The following is a 16099-nucleotide window of genomic DNA, read 5'->3' as shown; positions in this document are numbered from 1 at the left end:
CTGTGAGCTGGCGCACCCCCATTCATATTTGAGTCCGACCTCATTTTCAAGTCCCGGTCCCGCTGTCGGGCGGGCCAGGAGAGGGCGCGGGACCTTGTGGGGACTACACAGTGATCTGCGTCTCCCGCTACCGTGAGGCCATGACGGACAAGACTGATGCCACAGCCTCTGACCCCACCGCCGCAGGCCGCACGGCCGGCGGGCCTGCCGCGACCGACCGCGTCCTGGTGGGTGTCGACGACTCGGAGCACTGCGCCCGCGCGTTCGACATCGCCCTGACGCTGGCCCAGCGGCGGGGCTGGTCGCTGCACCTCGTCGCCACCTACGAGATCCCCCACCACGACTACGGTGCGAGCGAAGAAGCGGTCGAGAGGTTCCGGGAGGCCGTGTCGAACGAGGCGCAGAAGCCCCTCGACGATTTCGTCGCGCAGGCGGAAGCGGCGGGCGTGACCGTGACGACGGACCTGCAGGAGGGCAACGCCGCTCAGCTGCTCATCCGGGAGAGCGAGACGGCGGGCCTGGCAGTCGTCGGCAAGCGCGGCCGCAATCGGTTCGCCGGCCGGTTCCTCGGCAGCGTGTCCGGAGCCCTCGCGTCGCACTCCCTGTGCCCCACGCTCGTCATCCCCGCCAAGTGGGACGCCGACGACGTCGAGGTCCTCTTCGCCCCGCGCCAGGATCTGCCGGGAGGAGAGGCGGCGGCGACGGAGCCCGCGGAGCTCGTCTCCGCCTCCGACGCGGAGGTCTCCGATGAGGAGAAGAAGCGGCGGCGCTCCTTCGACAACGTGGCGGACGTGCTCAACTTCGACGGCGACGTCGTCGCGGCAGTCGATCTGGGGAACAGCTCCCCCGTCGTGGTCGCACAGGCGGCGGAGTACGCGGAACTCACCGGACGGTCGCTCACGCTCGTCTCCGCCGTCCCCATCACCGTCGGCACGCGGTTCCCGTATCCGGGCCAGGGCGCGATGGAGGTCCGTTCGATGCACGAGTACCGTGCGGAGCACCTCTCGTGGATGACGGACACGGTGCGCGAGAAGCACCCGGAGCTGGACGTGCAGTGGCGGCTGTTCGACGGATCGCCCGCCGGTGTCCTGTCGGAGGCGACCCGCACGGCGGCGCTCGTCGTCCTGGGCACCCGCGGGCACGGCGGCTTCAGCGGCCTGCTCCTGGGGTCGGTGAGCCAGTCGGTGCTCAGCCGCACGGTGGCCCCTGTCCTCATCGTCCCGACGAAGGACGCCTGAAGGTGGCGGAAGGGCCCACGCTCGGCGTGGGCACAGCCGACACGGCCACGGCAGGTCGACCGATCATCGTCCGCACCCGTGAGGAGCTCGCCGCGGCGACCTCGGGGACCGTCGCACTCGTCCCCACGATGGGTGCCCTGCACGCGGGCCACCTGTCGCTCATGGAGCACGTCCGCCCGCTGGCGGACACGGTCGTCACCTCGATCTTCGTGAATCCCACGCAGTTCGCGCCGGGCGAGGACTTCGACGAATACCCCCGCACCTTCGACACGGATGTCGCGAAGTGCGCCGAGGTGGGGGTCGACGTGGTCTTCGCCCCCACCGTCGACGTCATGTACCCGTCGGGACTGGACGGCACCGTACGGGTGGACCCCGGCCCGATGGGCCGGATCCTCGAGGGTGAGACGAGGCCCATCATGTTCCAGGGCGTCCTCACCGTCGTGGCGAAGCTGTTCGGGCTGGTCCGCCCGGACTTCGCGATCTTCGGGGAGAAGGACTACCAGCAGCTCACCCTCATCCGCCTCATGGCCGAGGAACTGTGTTTGGGGGTCCAGGTGCTGGGCGGTGCGACGGTCCGTGAGGCGGACGGGCTGGCGATGAGCTCCCGCAACACGTACCTGTCGTCGGAGGAGCGAGCACTCGCCACTGCGGTCTCCGATGCCCTGAACGCGGGGGCGGCCGGAGCCGCGAACGGTGCGGATGCTGCGCTCGCCGCGGCCCGCAGCGTGCTGACAGGGCGCGGGATCGAACCGGACTACCTCGTCGTCACCGACCCGCACCTGGGTGAGCCGAGGCCCGGTGAGGAGGGGCGGATGCTGGTCGCCGCCCGCATCGGCACGACGCGGCTGCTCGACAACGTCGCAGTGCACCTGGGCGGAGGCGCAGGGCCCCACTGATCGACCGGGGGTCAGACGATGTGCCGCGTCCGGAGCTCGCGGATCGCGTCGTCGTCCCACCCGAGCTCGCCGAGGATCGCATCGGTGTGCTCACCCGCCGCCGGCACGGGATCCATGCGCGGTGACGGGTTCGTGAAGGCGGGCGGCAGGAGTGCGGGGACACGACCGGTCGGAGTGTCCACGGATGACCACCTGCCCCGCGCGGACAGCTGCGGGTGGGCCCACACGTCGCTCATCTCGTTCACGTGCGCGTGGGCGAGAGGGACGGCTGCCAGACGTGCGGCGGCGTCGTCACCGGTGAGGTCCTGGAACCTCGCGGCGATGAGCGCTCCGAGTGAGTCCCGGTTCTCGTTGCGGACCGCATTCGCGTCGAACCGGGGATCCTCCGCGAGCCCCGGGTCGTCCATGAACCGCTCGCAGAACGCGCGCCACTCCCGCTCGTTCTGGATCGCCATCATGACGACCGTGCCGTCGCCCGCGGTGAACGGGCCGTAGGGGTAGATCGTCGCGTGTGCGGCTCCCGCCCGTGGGGGAGGCGCAGCACCGTCGTAGCTGTAGTAGAGGGGGAACCCCATCCATTCGACCGTGGCTTCGAGCATGGAGACGTCCAGGTGCACCCCTTCTCCCGTGCGGCCGCGCTCCAGGAGTGCGGCCAGGACGGAGGAATAGGCGTACATGCCCGCAGCGATGTCCGACACGGAGATGCCGACCTTCGCGACGTCCGTGTCCGTGCCCGTCACAGACAGCAGGCCCGCTTCGCTCTGCACCATGAGGTCGTAGGCCTTCATGTCCTCGTAGGGACCACCCAGGCCGTAACCGGAGATGTCGCAGACGATCAGCCGCGGATGCTTCTCGTGGAGATCGTCGAACCCCAGCCCCGCCCGCTGTGTCGCCCCGGGCGCGAGGTTCTGGACGAGCACATCGGCGCTCGCCAGCAGCCCATCGAGGATCGCCCGACCTTCCGGAGCCTTGAAGTCGAGGGTGAGCGACTCCTTGTTGCGGTTGGTCCAGACGAAGTGGCTGGACATTCCGTCCACCCGGGAGTCGTAGGCCCGTGCGAAGTCCCCGGGGCCGGGACGTTCGACCTTGATGACGCGTGCGCCCAGATCGGCGAGCTGCCGCGTGGCGTAGGGCGCCGCGATGGCCTGCTCGAGGGAGACGACGGTGATGCCGCGCAGTGGTTGCAAGGAGGGGCTCCGTTCCGGACGACGCATCTGACGACGACGCGTCAGACGATCCTGCGTACGGACACCAGTATGGGCCGGGAGGGGAGGTCAGTGCTTGGGCGGGGGAGGGACAGTCGGGTCGTCCTGGCTGGCACCGGCGGTGAGGCGGAGGTTGCGGCCGCGGCGGACGTCCTCGGCGGCCTGCTCGGCCTGCTTGTCGCTCGCCTTCGTGCTGCGCACCGGCAGCTGCAGGTGCTCCTCCGCAGGCAGCCCGGCCTGCAGCTCCCGCACCCTCTCGATCGCACAGTCCAGCTGCGCGCCGAACAGCAGGATCGCGTTGACGATGAACACCCACAGCATGAGGACGATGACACCGGCGAGCGCGCCGTAGGTCGCGTTGAACGTGCCGAACCGGGAGACGTAGAAGCTCAGGCCCAGCGACGCGAGGATCGACACGACGATCGCGATGAGCGCACCGATGCTCAGCCAGCGGAAGCGGGGCTGCTTGATGTTGGGCGTCGCGTGGTAGAGGAACGCGACGACGAGGACGACGATGCCGGCGAGCAGGAACCACCTCGCGACGTTCCAGACGGCCAGCGCGACGCCGCTCATGCCGAGCAGGCCGCCCACGGCCTCGGCGATCGGGCCGGACAGGACGAACACGAGCAGCGCGAGCGCTCCCATGATGAGGATGAGCAGGGTGAGCAGGTACATGACGAGGTTGAAGAAGACGACGCCGCGGCCCTCCGGCACTCCGACGACCGTGTTCATCGCCCGCCCGAACGCCTTCACATAGCCGGACGCCGACCACAGTGCGATCGCGAGACCCACGATGAGGCCCCACCCGGGCGCCGGGGTGTCGAGGACCGTGTCGAGCATCGGGCGGAGGGTGCTCCACGTGTCCGTGGGGGCGACCCGCTCTGCTTCGTCGAGGACCTGTGTGACCACCGAACCGCTCTGCCCCAGCAGGCTGAGGATCGACACGAGTGCGACGAGGCCGGGGAAGACGGACAGCAGCATGCGGAACGTGAGGCCCGATGCGAGGTCGACGCATTCGTCCGCGACGAAGCCGCGCGCGGCGGTGCGGAAGACGTACCGCCACGACGGCTTCGTGATCCGCGAGGGCGCGCGCGCCGCACGGCCGTCGGTATCGGCGCTGTGGCTCATCGAAGGCCTCCGTGGTGGTCGCTGCAGGGGAGGACCGCGGACGCGGTCACATGCACAATCTAGCCACGGCGAGCACGTTCGGACGGTTTCCGGCGAATGCGGCATGTCCTGGGGGACGGCAACATATCCTGCCCTGATCCTGTCCTGCTTTGTCCTGTCCGCCGGCACAGCGCCCCCGATAGGCTGAGGGACCAGACCCCCGGTCCGAACGAGGTACTCCGTGCGCCCCGCACCGCTCAACCCGACCACCCGCGCCGCGGCACTGCGTGCGCTCGCCCGCACGACACCCGCCACCCCGCTGGACGTGCTCGTCGTCGGAGGGGGCGTCACCGGTGCAGGCATCGCGCTCGACGCGGCCTCGCGAGGGCTGAGTGTGGGCCTCGTCGAGGCCTCCGACTGGGCGACCGGCACCTCGTCGCGGTCCTCGAAGCTCATCCACGGCGGGCTGCGCTACCTCGAGATGCTCGACTTCCCGCTGGTGGCGGAGGCGCTCCGGGAGCGCGATCTCCTCCTCACCCGGATCGCCCCGCACCTCGTGAGGCCGGTGTCGTTCCTCCTCCCGTTCGAGAGTGCGCTCACGGACCGCGTGTACGTGGGATCGGGAGTGACCCTCTACGACGTCATGTCCGCACGACTGGGGCAGAAGCGGGCGGTGCCGGCCCATCGGCATCTGGGCCCCGGGCAGGCGGCGGAGCGGTTCCCCGGCCTCTTCACACCCCACGGCGGGATCGAGTACTACGACGCGCAGGTCGACGACGCCCGGTTCACGCAGGCGCTGGTGCGGTCGGCGGCAGGCTTGGGCGGCTCGGCGGCGAACTACGCGCGGGTGGTCGACTACCTGCGGGAGGCCGGGGAGGACCCGGCCGACGGGGAAGGCCCGGCCGACGGGGGCGGCGTCGCCCCGGTGACCGGCGCTCGGGTCCGCGACGAGGAGACCGGCGACGAATTCGACGTCCACGCGCACGCGACGATCCTGGCGACCGGGGTGTGGACGGGGCAGCAGCAGGAGACGGCGGGTGCGGACACGGGGCTGGAGGTGCTCGCGTCGAAGGGCATCCACGTGACGGTGCCGCGCGACCGGATCGACGCGCCGCCCGGGCTGGGCGTCATCACGCGGACGGAGACGTCCGTCCTCTTCATCATCCCGTGGGGCGATCTGTGGCTCGTGGGGACGACGGACACGCCGTGGACGGAGCCCGTGGACCATCCGCTGGTGACCGCGACGGACATCGACCGGGTGCTCGAGCACGCGAACGCCGTCCTGGAACGGCCCCTCACCAGGGACGACGTCATCGGCACGTTCGCGGGGCTGCGGCCGCTGCTGCAGCCGGTCGACGGTGCGGACGACAGCACGAAGGTGTCCCGGGAGCACGCGGTCATGGAGATCGCGCCGGGTCTCAGCGCGATCGCCGGTGGGAAGTTCACGACGTATCGCGTCATGGCGGCCGATGCTGTGGACTTCGCGGTGCGCGGCCGCTTCCCCCGGTCCCGTTCCCGCACGGAGGACCTGCCGCTGCTGGGTGCGGACGGCGCGGACCTCTCCGCCTCCCGCCGGTCGGTGCTGCTCGCGAACCGCGATCTGCGGGCCCACGGCTGGGACGAGGCGCGTCTGGACCGGCTGCTGGGCCGGTACGGGGGCAGGCTGGCGGACCTGCTGGGGCTCATCGACTCCGAACCCGCGCTGGCCGCCCCGCTGCCCGGGGCTCCCCACGTCACCGCAGCCGAGGTCGTCTACGCCGCCCGCGCGGAGGGCGCCCTGCATCTGGAGGACGTCCTCCACCGGCGCCTGCGCCTCGAGTTCGAGGTGCCGGACCGCGGGGTCGCCGCAGCCGCGGCCGCGGCGGCGCTCGTGGCTCCGGAGCTCGGGTGGGACGAGGCGCGGGTGGCCGATGAGGTGCGGCAGTTCACGGCCATCGTCGACGCGAAGCTGCGGACGGAGAAGGCGGAGACGGACGCCGACGCGGTGGCGGCGTGGGAGGCTGCCACCGGCCGCTGCCCGTCAGTCGGCTGAGGCTGCTGCGCGAGCCGCCTGCCACTGTCGCACCCACGACCGTCCGTAGTCGTTGCCGTTGGGCACCCGCAGGACGGTGTGGACGTGGAACCGCTGCGGATGGTCGTAGTCGAGGAACACACCGCAGTGGTGGTCCAGCTCCACGATGAGGACGGGCGACTGGAAGCGGTAGTAGAACACGTCTCCCGGTCGGTGCCCGCCGATCCAGCTGAAGTGTGCCTCGTCGAGTTGCTCGTGGACCTCGCGGAGCTTCGCCGCCCGCGGCCCTTCCGGCAGGATCACGAGGAACGTCTCGACGAGCCGCATGAGGGCGGTCCGGGCATCGTCGGCGAGGTCCGCAGCCCGGACACCCTCGTACGGAATGACCCGATTGTCCTGGAACGCACCCGCGAGGTGGCGTTCGTCGCCAGGATGCACCCTCCCTTCCGGCATCGCGGGGTCGACGATCCTCTCGTACGTGATCGCCTGCTCCCGTTGCTCCGGAGTGAGGAGGCGCATGAGGTCCGTGCCGGCGTCGACGCGGTCGTCGAACGCGCGCAGTCCTGCGTCGGGCCCCTCGTCGATCTCATTGGGTTCCGCACCGTGGAAGACCGGAGCGAGGGACATCCGCCCATCGACGACGAGGCAGTTGACCGCGCAGTGATGCCCGTACAGCTGCCATCCCCACGGCGCCTCCAGGTCGGGTGTCCCATAGATCGCCACGTTGTAGGAGTAGTCGTTGAGGATGTTCGGCAGGCCGACGACCTCACCCAGGAACCCGTTGATGCGCATCATGCCGTGTGTCAGCTCGTACCCTTCGGGGCTCAGACTCGCCCGTACGAGTTCGAGCGCTGCCGCGCGCACCTCGTCGGTGGAGTACTCGAGGCGGATCCCGGTGTCGAACTGCATGAACTCCGGATTGGCCCACGTCTGCCATTCCGGGGCGTCGACGTCGTGGCGCAGCGCCTCCCTCTCATCGTCGGTGCACGCATCGAGCAGTGCATGCGCGGCCTGCACCATCGCCGTCACCGGTGCTTCCTCGCCCGGGAGTGCGGGGGAGAGCGGGAAGAGGCCCTCGAGGAGGCTTCCGTCTGCAGTCACACCGCGGAACTCCTCGAGGTACAGCGGCTTCCACCCTTCGATGAGACCACCGGTGAAGGTCCCGGGACGCGTGGCGACGTCGCCGTACTCGTAGGCATCGAGGCCCTTGAGCTCCTCGATCCGCGGGTGGCCCAGCGGGTACAGGAATTGCCGGAACGGGGAGCTCTGTGCGGGTGTGCGGGCGTCGTGAGACGAGGCCATGTGCTTCTCCTTCGAAACGGGGGCGGAGGGAGGCGGAGGGGTCGTGCGCTTCAGGAGCGATGCGCCGCGACCGCGGCGATGGTGGCACGGGTGTCGCCCGATGCGATCGCGGCGACCAGGTCGTCGTGCACCTGCTGACGGGTCTGGCGGTAGGTCGAGTCGACCTCGTCATCCTGTTCCGCATGTCCGCCGGTGAGGAAACCCAGGGTGCTCTCGTACACCGCGCGGGCCATGGAGTTCGGGCAGACCTCTGCGATGCGGCGGTGGAGCGCCCAGTTGAGCTGCATGAAGTCGTCCCAAGTGGGGGCATGGCGCATCTCTTCGAGGACCGCTTCCATGTCCGCGACGTCCTTCTCCGAACGATGATGGGCCGCCTTCACCGCGATGAGCTCCTCAAGGGATTCGCGCAGCTCGATCGCATCCGCCACCGTCGTCGGGTCCTCGTCGAACCGCATGAGGGTGTGCCGGAGCCGGATGAACGGGGTGGTCTTCGCGACGAAGAGCCCGCCGTTCCGGCCCGGCCGGACGACGAGGACACCGCGGTCGCGCAGGAGGTTGACGGCATCGCTCACCGTGGTGCGGGCAAGGCCCGTCTCCTCGCGGATGGATTCGAGGGTTCCGAAGAAGTCCCCCGCGTCCAGCCCGCGCTCGCGGATGGCGGCGCGGATCGCGTCGGCCAGCTGCTCGCCGCGGGACTTCGGCCGAGTCTGTGCGCCCAGCAGGGAGCCCTGGGCTGTGTGCCCGAGATCGACGTGCTTTACATCTCCGGTGACGTGTGCCATAGTCCCATTCTAACCACATAAACATACATATGTTTAACTGGTTTCGAGGGACTCGGGGAGCCGGGCCGCTCGCACCCAGAATCCTTTCGACCTCCAGGAGGAGCAGCGATGAAGCTGATCGGACTCGCGTCCTTAGACGAAGCCGGCACCCGTACCGTCCATGTCGCAGAGCAGATCTCGCAGACGCAGGCCGCCGTCGTCGCGGAGTTGCGGGAGTTCTGGTCTGACGCCGCCGGCCACCTCGGCCGGGCTCGAGTGTGCGCGGGGACGGTCGTCGATCTCGCGGACGTCACCGTCGTCCCGCCGGTGCTGCCGGAGGCGAGGGTGATCTGCATCGGCCTCAACTACCGCAAGCATCACGCGGAGGGCAGCTACGGTGCGGAGGACTTCCCGGAGCACCCGACGCTGTTCGCCCGCTGGACCCACAGCCTCACGGTGGACGGCGCGGAGATCCCCGTCCCTGCGACGGAGAGGGGACTCGACTGGGAAGGCGAGGTCGTCGCCTACATCGGCTCCGAACTCGTCGATGCGACGGAGGACGAGGCACTGAACGCCGTAGTCGGTTACTCGACATTCAACGACGTGACGAGCCGCCTCGCGCAGAAGCTCACGAGCCAGTGGATACTCGGCAAGAACGGGGACGGCTCCGGCCCGCTCGGGCCTCTTGTCCCCGCGGACGAGGTGGGGGACCTGCGGGATGGCCTCCGCGTCCAGACTCGGGTCAACGGGGAGATCGTGCAGGACGCGAGCACGGCGGACATCGTGTACACCGTGGGTTCGACCCTCGCGCACATCTCCCGGACATTCACACTGCAGCCGGGCGATCTGCTGGCGACAGGCACCCCGGAGGGCGTCGGCTACTCGCGGTCACCGGAATGGCTGCTGCACCCGGGCGACGTCGTCGAGGTCGAGGTCGAGCGCCTCGGCACCCTCACCAACTCCGTCGTCGCGAACGACGCACGGCACGCGCAGAGCGGACGTGCGGCGGCCCCCGTCGTCGCGACGGTCTGATCCGCACACACCACTCCTGACGGACTCCTCTCTTCAAAGGCGAAGATCATGAACAAGAACACTCCGGCGTGGGCGATCCTCGCCATTTGCTGGCTGGCGCTGGTCTGCGACGGCTACGACCTCTACGTGTACGGCGCGACCCTCCCGGGCTTCCTCGCGGACCCCGCATGGGGTGTGACGAAGGGGCTGGCGGGCACCGTCGGCAGCTTCGCGCTCGTCGGCATGCTCATCGGATCCCTCGCCGCGGGGATGCTCACGGACAGGTGGGGCCGCAGACGCCTCCTGCTCGTGACGCTCGCGACGTTCACGATCGGCATGCTGCTCTGTGCTGTCGCCCCGTCGTTCGTGCTCTTCGCGGTCTTCCGCTTCCTCACGTGCCTGGGGGTGGGCGGGCTGCTGCCCACCGCGGTGGCCGTTGCGAACGAGTCAGCCCCCAAGGGGTGGAGCTCCCTTGCGGTGGGTGCTGTGCTGCTGGGCCCGCCTGTGGGCTCACTCATCGGTGCGCTCACCGCCGGCGCCCTCGTGCCGACGGTGGGAGTCCGCCCCGTCTACGCCCTGGGCGGCCTGTCCGCTGTGGTCTTCCTGCTCGTGCTCCTCTTCCTCCCGGAGTCGCAGGAGTTCAGGACGGCGCGCGCCGCCGTCAAGGCCGCGGCACCCGGAAGCGCCTCCGCCCGCCCCGGTGGAGTGTCCCGACTGTTCGCTGAAGGCCGCGGCCGGGCAACACTGCTCATGTGGGCCGCCTGCCTGCTCAGTCTCCTCACCATCACGGGCATCACGACGTGGCTTCCCGTGATCATGCAGGGGGCAGGCTTCGCGACCGGTTCGTCCATCGCATTCCTGTCGATCTACTCCGTCGGTTGCATCGTCGGCACGATCGTGCTGGCGGTGGGCGCACAGATGTCCGCCCCCAAGTACATGGTGATCTCCGGGTTCGCCGCTGCGGCACTGGCGCTCGTGGGCGTCTCACTCACACAGGACCACACTCTGCTCGTCATCGCGATCTTCGTCGCGGGAGTGGGCGGCATGGCCACGCAGAACATGATCAACGACCACGTCGCCCAGTACTACCCGGCCGCGATCCGGGCGACGGGTCTGGGCTGGACGCTGGCGATCGGACGGATCGGCATGATCCTCGGGCCCACGTACGGTGGTCTTGCGGCCTCCGTCGGCGGTTCAGCATCGGCAGCGGCGATGTGGTTCGCGATCCCGGCGGCGCTGGGGATGATCGTCGCGATCGTCCTGCCTATCCGAGCACGGATCGTGGAAGGCGGCTCCGTCGACGGTGCCGCACGGCTGAAGGGAGCACCCGCGTGACACGCGCACACGGATGGGAGAACATTCCGCACTCGACCGCTGTCGCGATCGCAGGTGGCGGCCCGAGCGGTCTCTACCTCGCCCTGGCGCTCGCCCGTCACGGTATCGATTCCGTGGTGGTTGACCCGCGGGAGGGGGTCGACCGCCTCCGACCGCGAGCCAAGACGACGAACGCCCGCACGATGTCACTCCTGGCCGATCTGAGTCTGGCGGACGAGGTCCGCCGTGCGGCCGCGCTGCCCGTCTCCTATTCGCAGGACGTCCTCTTCTGCACGGGGCTCACCGGCTACGAACTGCGACGCTTCCACGGCGCCTTCCAGCTGGTGGACGGCCGGTACGACATCCAGCCCGAGGCCGGCCAGCAGATCCCTCAGCCCCAGGTGGAGGAGGTGCTGCGGGAGGCCGCGTCACGGGAGCCGCTCGTCACGTTCGTCACGGGGGTGCGAGCCGTCCGCGCGGACCTTTCGGACGACGACCCGGAACTGGTCGTGCAGGACGAGCGCACTTCTGCGGAGCGTCGTCTCAGGGCCCGCTGGGTCATCGGCGCGGATGGGGGTGCCTCGTCGGTGCGGAAATCGCTGGGCATCGCGTTCGCGGGCATGACCGCGCCGCGCCCCAATTTCAACGTGGTCTTCCGGTCACGCGCGCTTCGCGATGCAGTCACGCTCGATCCAGCGGTGCAGTGGTGGGTCGTGGGCGACAGGGCGGGGATGATCGGAGAGCTCGACCGCGACGGAACGTGGTGGACGATCCTGCAGGGCTGCGACCCGATCGACGACGAGGCCGTGCTCGCGGACGAGCTCAGGAAGATGGCGGGAGTCGGTCCCGAAGTCGATATCGAGATCCTCGCGACCGATTCCTGGACCGCGAGGATGCTGCTCGCCGATTCTTACGGGCACGCGGAGTCCGAGGGCCGAGTCATTCTCGTGGGCGATGCGGCGCACCTCAACCCGCCCTGGGGCGGCCACGGTTTCAACACGTGCATCTCCGACGCCGCGAACCTCGCGTGGAAGCTCGCCGCCGTGCACAGCGGGTGGGCGGACGAGTCGCTGCTCGCAAGCTACGAGGAGGAGCGCCGTCCGGTGGCCGCACGCATGATCCGGGATGCCGCTGCGAACGGCAAGGCGCTCGCCTACGACTTCCTCGACCCGGCGCTCGCACGGCCGGGTGTCGAGGGCGACGCCGCACGCAGGCGCGTCCACGAGGCACTCGCCGTCAAGACGAGTGAGTTCCATTCCGAGGGACTCGTCGTCGGCTACGAGTATGCGGGGACGTCGAGGGTCCAGCAGGGCGAGGTGCCCTTCGTCGACCCGGTCGAGTACCGCCCCCAGGCGGTCCCGGGCTGTCTGCTCCCGCACCTCTGGCGGGAGGACGGCACGAGCATCTACCCGCGGATGGACACCTTCACACTTTTTGTTCTCGCACCGCAGAACGTCGACGGAACGACGTCGAGTAACGCTGCAGCCCGCGCAGAAGAAGCGGCAGAGGACGCGGGCGTTCCGCTGAGAAGAACCGAGCTCGACGGTGCGGACGCGGACTCCGCACGTGCGCTGTGGGGCGACGTGGACGCGGTCCTCGTGCGCCCCGACCACCACATCACCGCAGTGCACCGGGGCGGAGACCCGTCCGGGGCATTGGCCGACGCGCTGCTGTGTGCCGTCGGTCCCGCGGCGGAGGCACCGGGCCGGGACAGTGCTGCCCCGGATGGTGCCTCCTGTGTGACGGCGGCAACCGCATGATGCGCACGGACTCCTTCTCCCCCGCACAACCGGATCTGCTCATCGACCTGGTGGTCCCCGACGCAGCGCCGGTCGGCTCCGGACGTGGTTGGCCAGTCATCGTATGGCTGCACGGCGGCGGCTGGCGGCTGCAGGACCGTTCGGCGCGGCCGGACTTCGCGAAGCACTTCGCACGGCGGGGCTTCGCGATGGCGAGCATCGACTACCGGCTGGCCCCCTCAGCGCGCCATCCCGCGCAGGTGTGCGATCTGCGGCAGGCGCTCCGGTGGTTGCGAGTCCATGCGGAGGAGCTGGGTATCGATCCGGAGCGGATCGGACTCTGGGGTTCGTCGGCGGGTGCCCACATAGCCGCGGTCACGGCGCTCAGCTCGCACGTGGACGTGCTGCCGGGGGAAAGCACGACCGAACACTATGCGGGTGTCGAAACCCGCGTGTCATGCGTGGTGGGCGGCTACCCGCCCTCCGCGATCGAGGCGCTGCTGTCACCCTGGCAGGACGCGGACCCATCCCGGCCCACATCCGAGGAAGACCTGCTGGGAGGCCCTGCGACCTCGGCAGCGGAGCACGACGAGCTGATGCGGCGCGCACGGGAGGCCAGCCCCGCGCACCTCGCATCGCCGGCGCCTCCACCGTTCCTGCTCCTGCACGGCACGGCGGACGCCGCTGTACCCCCGTCGCAATCGGAGGCGCTCCACACGCACCTCGTGGCGTCGGGCGGACAGTCGCTGCTGTACCTCATCGAGGACTTCAGCCACGGGTTCCTCAACCCGGGCGATGTCATGGAGCTGGGGCCGGGAGTCCGGCTGGACAACGGTCGGCTCGAAGCGGAACCGAACGCGCCCTTCAGCGCGTACGACCGCGGGTCGTTCGACCCGCAGGGGAGGCATGCCTCCTTCGACCTCATCTGCGACTTCTTCGCTTTTCACCTCGAGGAGCGGTCGTGACCATTCGCCGTCCCGACACCCACCTCGGCGGGACAACAACCGTCGCGGCCACTACTCACGCGCCCACCACCACACAGGAGAACGCACCGATGGAACCCGTGACAGACCTGGAGACGATGCACTCACGTAAGGCCGTGGTCGACGAGCTCCCCGGAGAACCCGCTCCGTTCGCGCTGAGCGCCGGAGAGGGACCGCGCTACGCGTTCGGCTCCTGGCACATCACCGCGATGGCGAGGCACGTCGACACGAACAACGACTTCGCGCTCACCCGGGTCATGGCCCCGGCGGGCCCGGCCACTCCCTTCCTGTCGACGACCGGATACACGTTCCTGCAGACGCTCGAGGGCGAGCTCACCCTGTGGCTGCCGAACGGTCTCACCCGCCTCGTCGCCGGGGACTCCGCGACTATCCCCGTGGGGACCCCGTTCTCCCTGCGCCCGGAGGCGCTCGTGAACACGTTCCTCCTCTACACGACGGACGACGGGCTCCAGGCACTCGCGGCATCCGCCGGGACCGTCACGGGATCTCACGTGTTCTTCCGCAGCACAACCCACAACACGGTCGACGAGCTCTCAGCAGAACTCGATGAGCGCTTCGGGATATCCGTCCACACGGATCTGCAGCACGCCGACGTGCGGGCGGACGTCCTCGACGCGCTGCCGGAGGATGAGGAGGCGTTCGTCATGAAAGCGGGCCGAGGTGACCGGTTCGAGAGCTTCGAGCAGGTCAACACGTACGTGAACCGGCCTCGGCACACGGGGCAGCGGTTCTTCGGGATGTCGACCCGAGGGGCGAAGGCACCATACATCCCGCTCCACTTCCACGGGCGGCACGCAGAGAACTTCCTCTGCATCGGGGGAGAGGTGCGCGTGCACATCAACGGTGAGCAGTTCGCCCTGCGTCCCGGTGACTATGTGCATGCTCCGGCGGGGACGATCCACAGCTTCGCGTTCGGGGCGAACAACACCCAGATGCTCGGCCTCCCGACGACGAACCTGTTCGAGAAGTTCTTCGAGTACATGAACACTCCCACGAACGACTATGTCCAGGTCGAGGGCGGGACGCCGTGGTTCCCCGCAGAAGGCTTCGCGAGGGCCCGCGAGGAGCTCGACCTGGTCGTGGTCGGCCCGCCGCCCGAGCACTGACGCGGCGTGCGCGAGGACTGCGCGCTGCCGGGGGTCTGGTAGCCGGGGCGAGTTGACCAGCGCAGAGTGACGGTTGTGTCCCCTCAAAGACTAGCGTGGCGTGACCGCCGCGCGCAGATCAGAGGGCTTGGCCGCTTGACCGATTGTGCTGGTGGTCACGCCGCGCTCTCGGGTCCGCCTGTTCCTAGGACGCGTCGTTGCAGAACGCAAGCCATCCAGTGAAGCTATCATCCGGCGACTGCGGTATACGGAAACGCGTACAGCGTGACAAGCAGAATGCAGCACACCGCGACCGTCGGGATCACCCAGCTCCTCGATCTTCTGTATTTGTCGCGGTCACGGTCCTCGCCTGGAACGATGCGGAGCGCCTAGTGGTGGGCCAAGCCTGTGGTCCCGGTGCCCCCTTTCGCGTGGTGGGCCGCTCAGGCGCGCTCACTGCCGCTGTGGGATCACGCGGAACCGGGAGACGCCGCTGGTGAGAGCGGAGCCCCGGCGTCGTACCGGCAGGTACACCGCTGATATCCTTACGGTGCACGGAATAGAGGAAAAGCGGAAAGGGCCGCAGTCGTGCATGAAGTGAGGGAGTAGGGGATGTCTGAAAACGGGTTGCGGCGACGGTCGCTCATCTCGGGCGTCGCATGGGCGGTGCCCGCCGCCACTGTCGTGAGTGGGGCACCTGCGTTGGCTGCGAGTCATCCACCGACGGTGCCACCAGGGGTCACGATCAATGCATCCCGGTGTCGGTGGAACAGCGAGTGGAACCACTACGTCGATCCTGACGGGAACTGCCGCGGGAGCGGCACGCCGTCACAGAGTGACGAGCAGGACTGCTCGGAGTACCACAGCAACAACTGCGAGGATTACAGCGGACTCATCAAGGGGTGCAGCGGAGACTCTGTGAGTGCGCCGAAGTGCTCCTTGAGCGGTGACCAGAAGCAGTACAACGGGTGGATCGCGGACGGCATCTCGATCACCCTCGGTGACGAGAGCGGCCAGCCGTTGGCGGGAGTGAGCGTCACCTTCAAGGTGAAAGCTGATGAGAAGCAGTTCTGGCTCGTCGAGGACCCCACGATGTCGTCGAGCGACGCGTGGAAGGACGGCAGCCCGCGTCGCGTGAAGGAGCTCACGTTGACGACTGACGAGAACGGCGTCATCCGGCTGGATGGTGGAGTCGGGTCCGCGTACTCCTGCGACGAGAAGCTCATCGGCTACAACGCAGCCTGCGACGGGGGCCAATGGGGCTACCTGCGCAAGGGTGAGGACGATTCGACGCACGGCACGCTGACAGTCTCTGCTGATGGATACGATAGCAAGACTCAGCGAATCTGGAACTACTCGCCCACGAGCAACCCCTGTGAGCAGCTGCTCTTCTGGCCTGGCCTTCGTGTCGCCGGTGGCTGCTGAG

Annotated in this window: 13 protein-coding genes; 9 read left to right on the top strand and 4 right to left on the bottom strand. The window is 69.0% G+C overall.

Translation table 11 applies throughout. The features are described 5' to 3' along the window. The first annotated feature begins 140 nt into the window (after positions 1–140). Together JFC09_RS01145 and panC are read left to right on the top strand one after the other, a co-directional pair. On the top strand, positions 141–1238 hold the full coding sequence (locus JFC09_RS01145; RefSeq protein ID WP_198392149.1) for a universal stress protein: 1098 nt from the start codon (positions 141–143) through the stop codon (positions 1236–1238). 2 nt (positions 1239–1240) lie between these two features. Then, positions 1241–2134, top strand: coding sequence for a pantoate--beta-alanine ligase (gene panC / locus JFC09_RS01140; RefSeq protein WP_332839600.1), 894 nt, complete (start codon positions 1241–1243; stop codon positions 2132–2134). Positions 2135–2145: 11 nt separating this feature from the next. On the opposite strand, the gene JFC09_RS01135 is transcribed toward panC, so the two are convergent. Continuing rightward, positions 2146–3321, bottom strand: a complete 1176-nt coding sequence (locus tag JFC09_RS01135) for a CaiB/BaiF CoA transferase family protein (protein WP_232483002.1) — start codon at positions 3319–3321, stop codon at positions 2146–2148. A gap of 87 nt (positions 3322–3408) precedes the next feature. Then, entirely contained in the window at positions 3409–4467 is a 1059-nt protein-coding gene (locus JFC09_RS01130) for a YihY/virulence factor BrkB family protein (protein ID WP_198392147.1), read from the bottom strand. Positions 4468–4687: 220 nt separating this feature from the next. Here JFC09_RS01130 and JFC09_RS01125 point away from each other — a divergent pair, with 220 nt between their 5' ends. Then, positions 4688–6478, top strand: a complete 1791-nt coding sequence (locus tag JFC09_RS01125) for a glycerol-3-phosphate dehydrogenase/oxidase (protein ID WP_198392146.1) — start codon at positions 4688–4690, stop codon at positions 6476–6478. On the opposite strand, the gene JFC09_RS01120 is transcribed toward JFC09_RS01125, so the two are convergent. Continuing rightward, positions 6467–7759: a DUF3500 domain-containing protein gene (locus tag JFC09_RS01120; protein ID WP_198392145.1), complete on the bottom strand. Its 1293-nt coding sequence runs from the start codon at positions 7757–7759 to the stop codon at positions 6467–6469. The two genes, JFC09_RS01125 and JFC09_RS01120, sit on opposite strands and share 12 nt — an antisense overlap. Before the next feature lie 50 nt (positions 7760–7809). Continuing rightward, positions 7810–8541 carry a FadR/GntR family transcriptional regulator gene (locus tag JFC09_RS01115; protein WP_198392144.1) on the bottom strand — a complete coding sequence of 244 codons (732 nt, stop codon included), beginning with the start codon at positions 8539–8541 and terminating at the stop codon, positions 7810–7812. 108 nt (positions 8542–8649) lie between these two features. On the opposite strand from JFC09_RS01115, the gene JFC09_RS01110 reads away from it, so the two are divergent. The 6 genes from JFC09_RS01110 (at position 8650) to JFC09_RS01085 (ending at position 16098) form a co-directional block, all read left to right on the top strand. After that, positions 8650–9552 carry a fumarylacetoacetate hydrolase family protein gene (locus JFC09_RS01110; protein ID WP_198392143.1) on the top strand — a complete coding sequence of 301 codons (903 nt, stop codon included), beginning with the start codon at positions 8650–8652 and terminating at the stop codon, positions 9550–9552. Between the two features lie 48 nt (positions 9553–9600). Then, a complete protein-coding gene (locus JFC09_RS01105) occupies positions 9601–10866 on the top strand; it encodes an MFS transporter (protein WP_198392142.1) in 1266 nt (421 codons plus the stop codon). Then, complete coding sequence (locus tag JFC09_RS01100) at positions 10863–12605, top strand: FAD-dependent monooxygenase (protein ID WP_198392141.1); 1743 nt, start codon at positions 10863–10865, stop codon at positions 12603–12605. Before JFC09_RS01105 ends, JFC09_RS01100 begins: the two co-directional genes overlap by 4 nt. Next, the gene (locus tag JFC09_RS01095; RefSeq protein ID WP_198392140.1) at positions 12602–13549 is read left to right on the top strand and encodes an alpha/beta hydrolase; all 948 of its coding nucleotides are present in this window, start codon (positions 12602–12604) and stop codon (positions 13547–13549) included. Before JFC09_RS01100 ends, JFC09_RS01095 begins: the two co-directional genes overlap by 4 nt. After that, positions 13546–14694 carry a cupin domain-containing protein gene (locus tag JFC09_RS16800; protein WP_198392139.1) on the top strand — a complete coding sequence of 383 codons (1149 nt, stop codon included), beginning with the start codon at positions 13546–13548 and terminating at the stop codon, positions 14692–14694. Before JFC09_RS01095 ends, JFC09_RS16800 begins: the two co-directional genes overlap by 4 nt. A gap of 897 nt (positions 14695–15591) precedes the next feature. After that, the gene (locus JFC09_RS01085) at positions 15592–16098 is read left to right on the top strand and encodes a hypothetical protein (protein WP_198392138.1); all 507 of its coding nucleotides are present in this window, start codon (positions 15592–15594) and stop codon (positions 16096–16098) included. Position 16099: the final 1 nt, after the last annotated feature.

The sequence above is a fragment of the Brevibacterium yomogidense genome (assembly GCF_016107685.1).
GTDB lineage: Bacteria > Actinomycetota > Actinomycetes > Actinomycetales > Brevibacteriaceae > Brevibacterium > Brevibacterium yomogidense.
Note: the sequence above shows the minus strand (reverse complement) of the source record. Positions and strands in the feature narration are given on the sequence as shown.

Bases quoted from the DNA above. Each gene is read 5' to 3' on its own strand.
- JFC09_RS01145 (WP_198392149.1), top strand. From the start codon at position 141: ATGACGGACAAGACTGATGCCACAGCCTCTGACCCCACCGCCGCAGGC.
- JFC09_RS01130 (WP_198392147.1), bottom strand. From the start codon at position 4,467: ATGAGCCACAGCGCCGATACCGACGGCCGTGCGGCGCGCGCGCCCTCG.
- JFC09_RS01120 (WP_198392145.1), bottom strand. From the start codon at position 7,759: ATGGCCTCGTCTCACGACGCCCGCACACCCGCACAGAGCTCCCCGTTC.
- JFC09_RS01115 (WP_198392144.1), bottom strand. From the start codon at position 8,541: ATGGCACACGTCACCGGAGATGTAAAGCACGTCGATCTCGGGCACACA.
- JFC09_RS01110 (WP_198392143.1), top strand. From the start codon at position 8,650: ATGAAGCTGATCGGACTCGCGTCCTTAGACGAAGCCGGCACCCGTACC.
- JFC09_RS01105 (WP_198392142.1), top strand. From the start codon at position 9,601: ATGAACAAGAACACTCCGGCGTGGGCGATCCTCGCCATTTGCTGGCTG.
- JFC09_RS01095 (WP_198392140.1), top strand. From the start codon at position 12,602: ATGATGCGCACGGACTCCTTCTCCCCCGCACAACCGGATCTGCTCATC.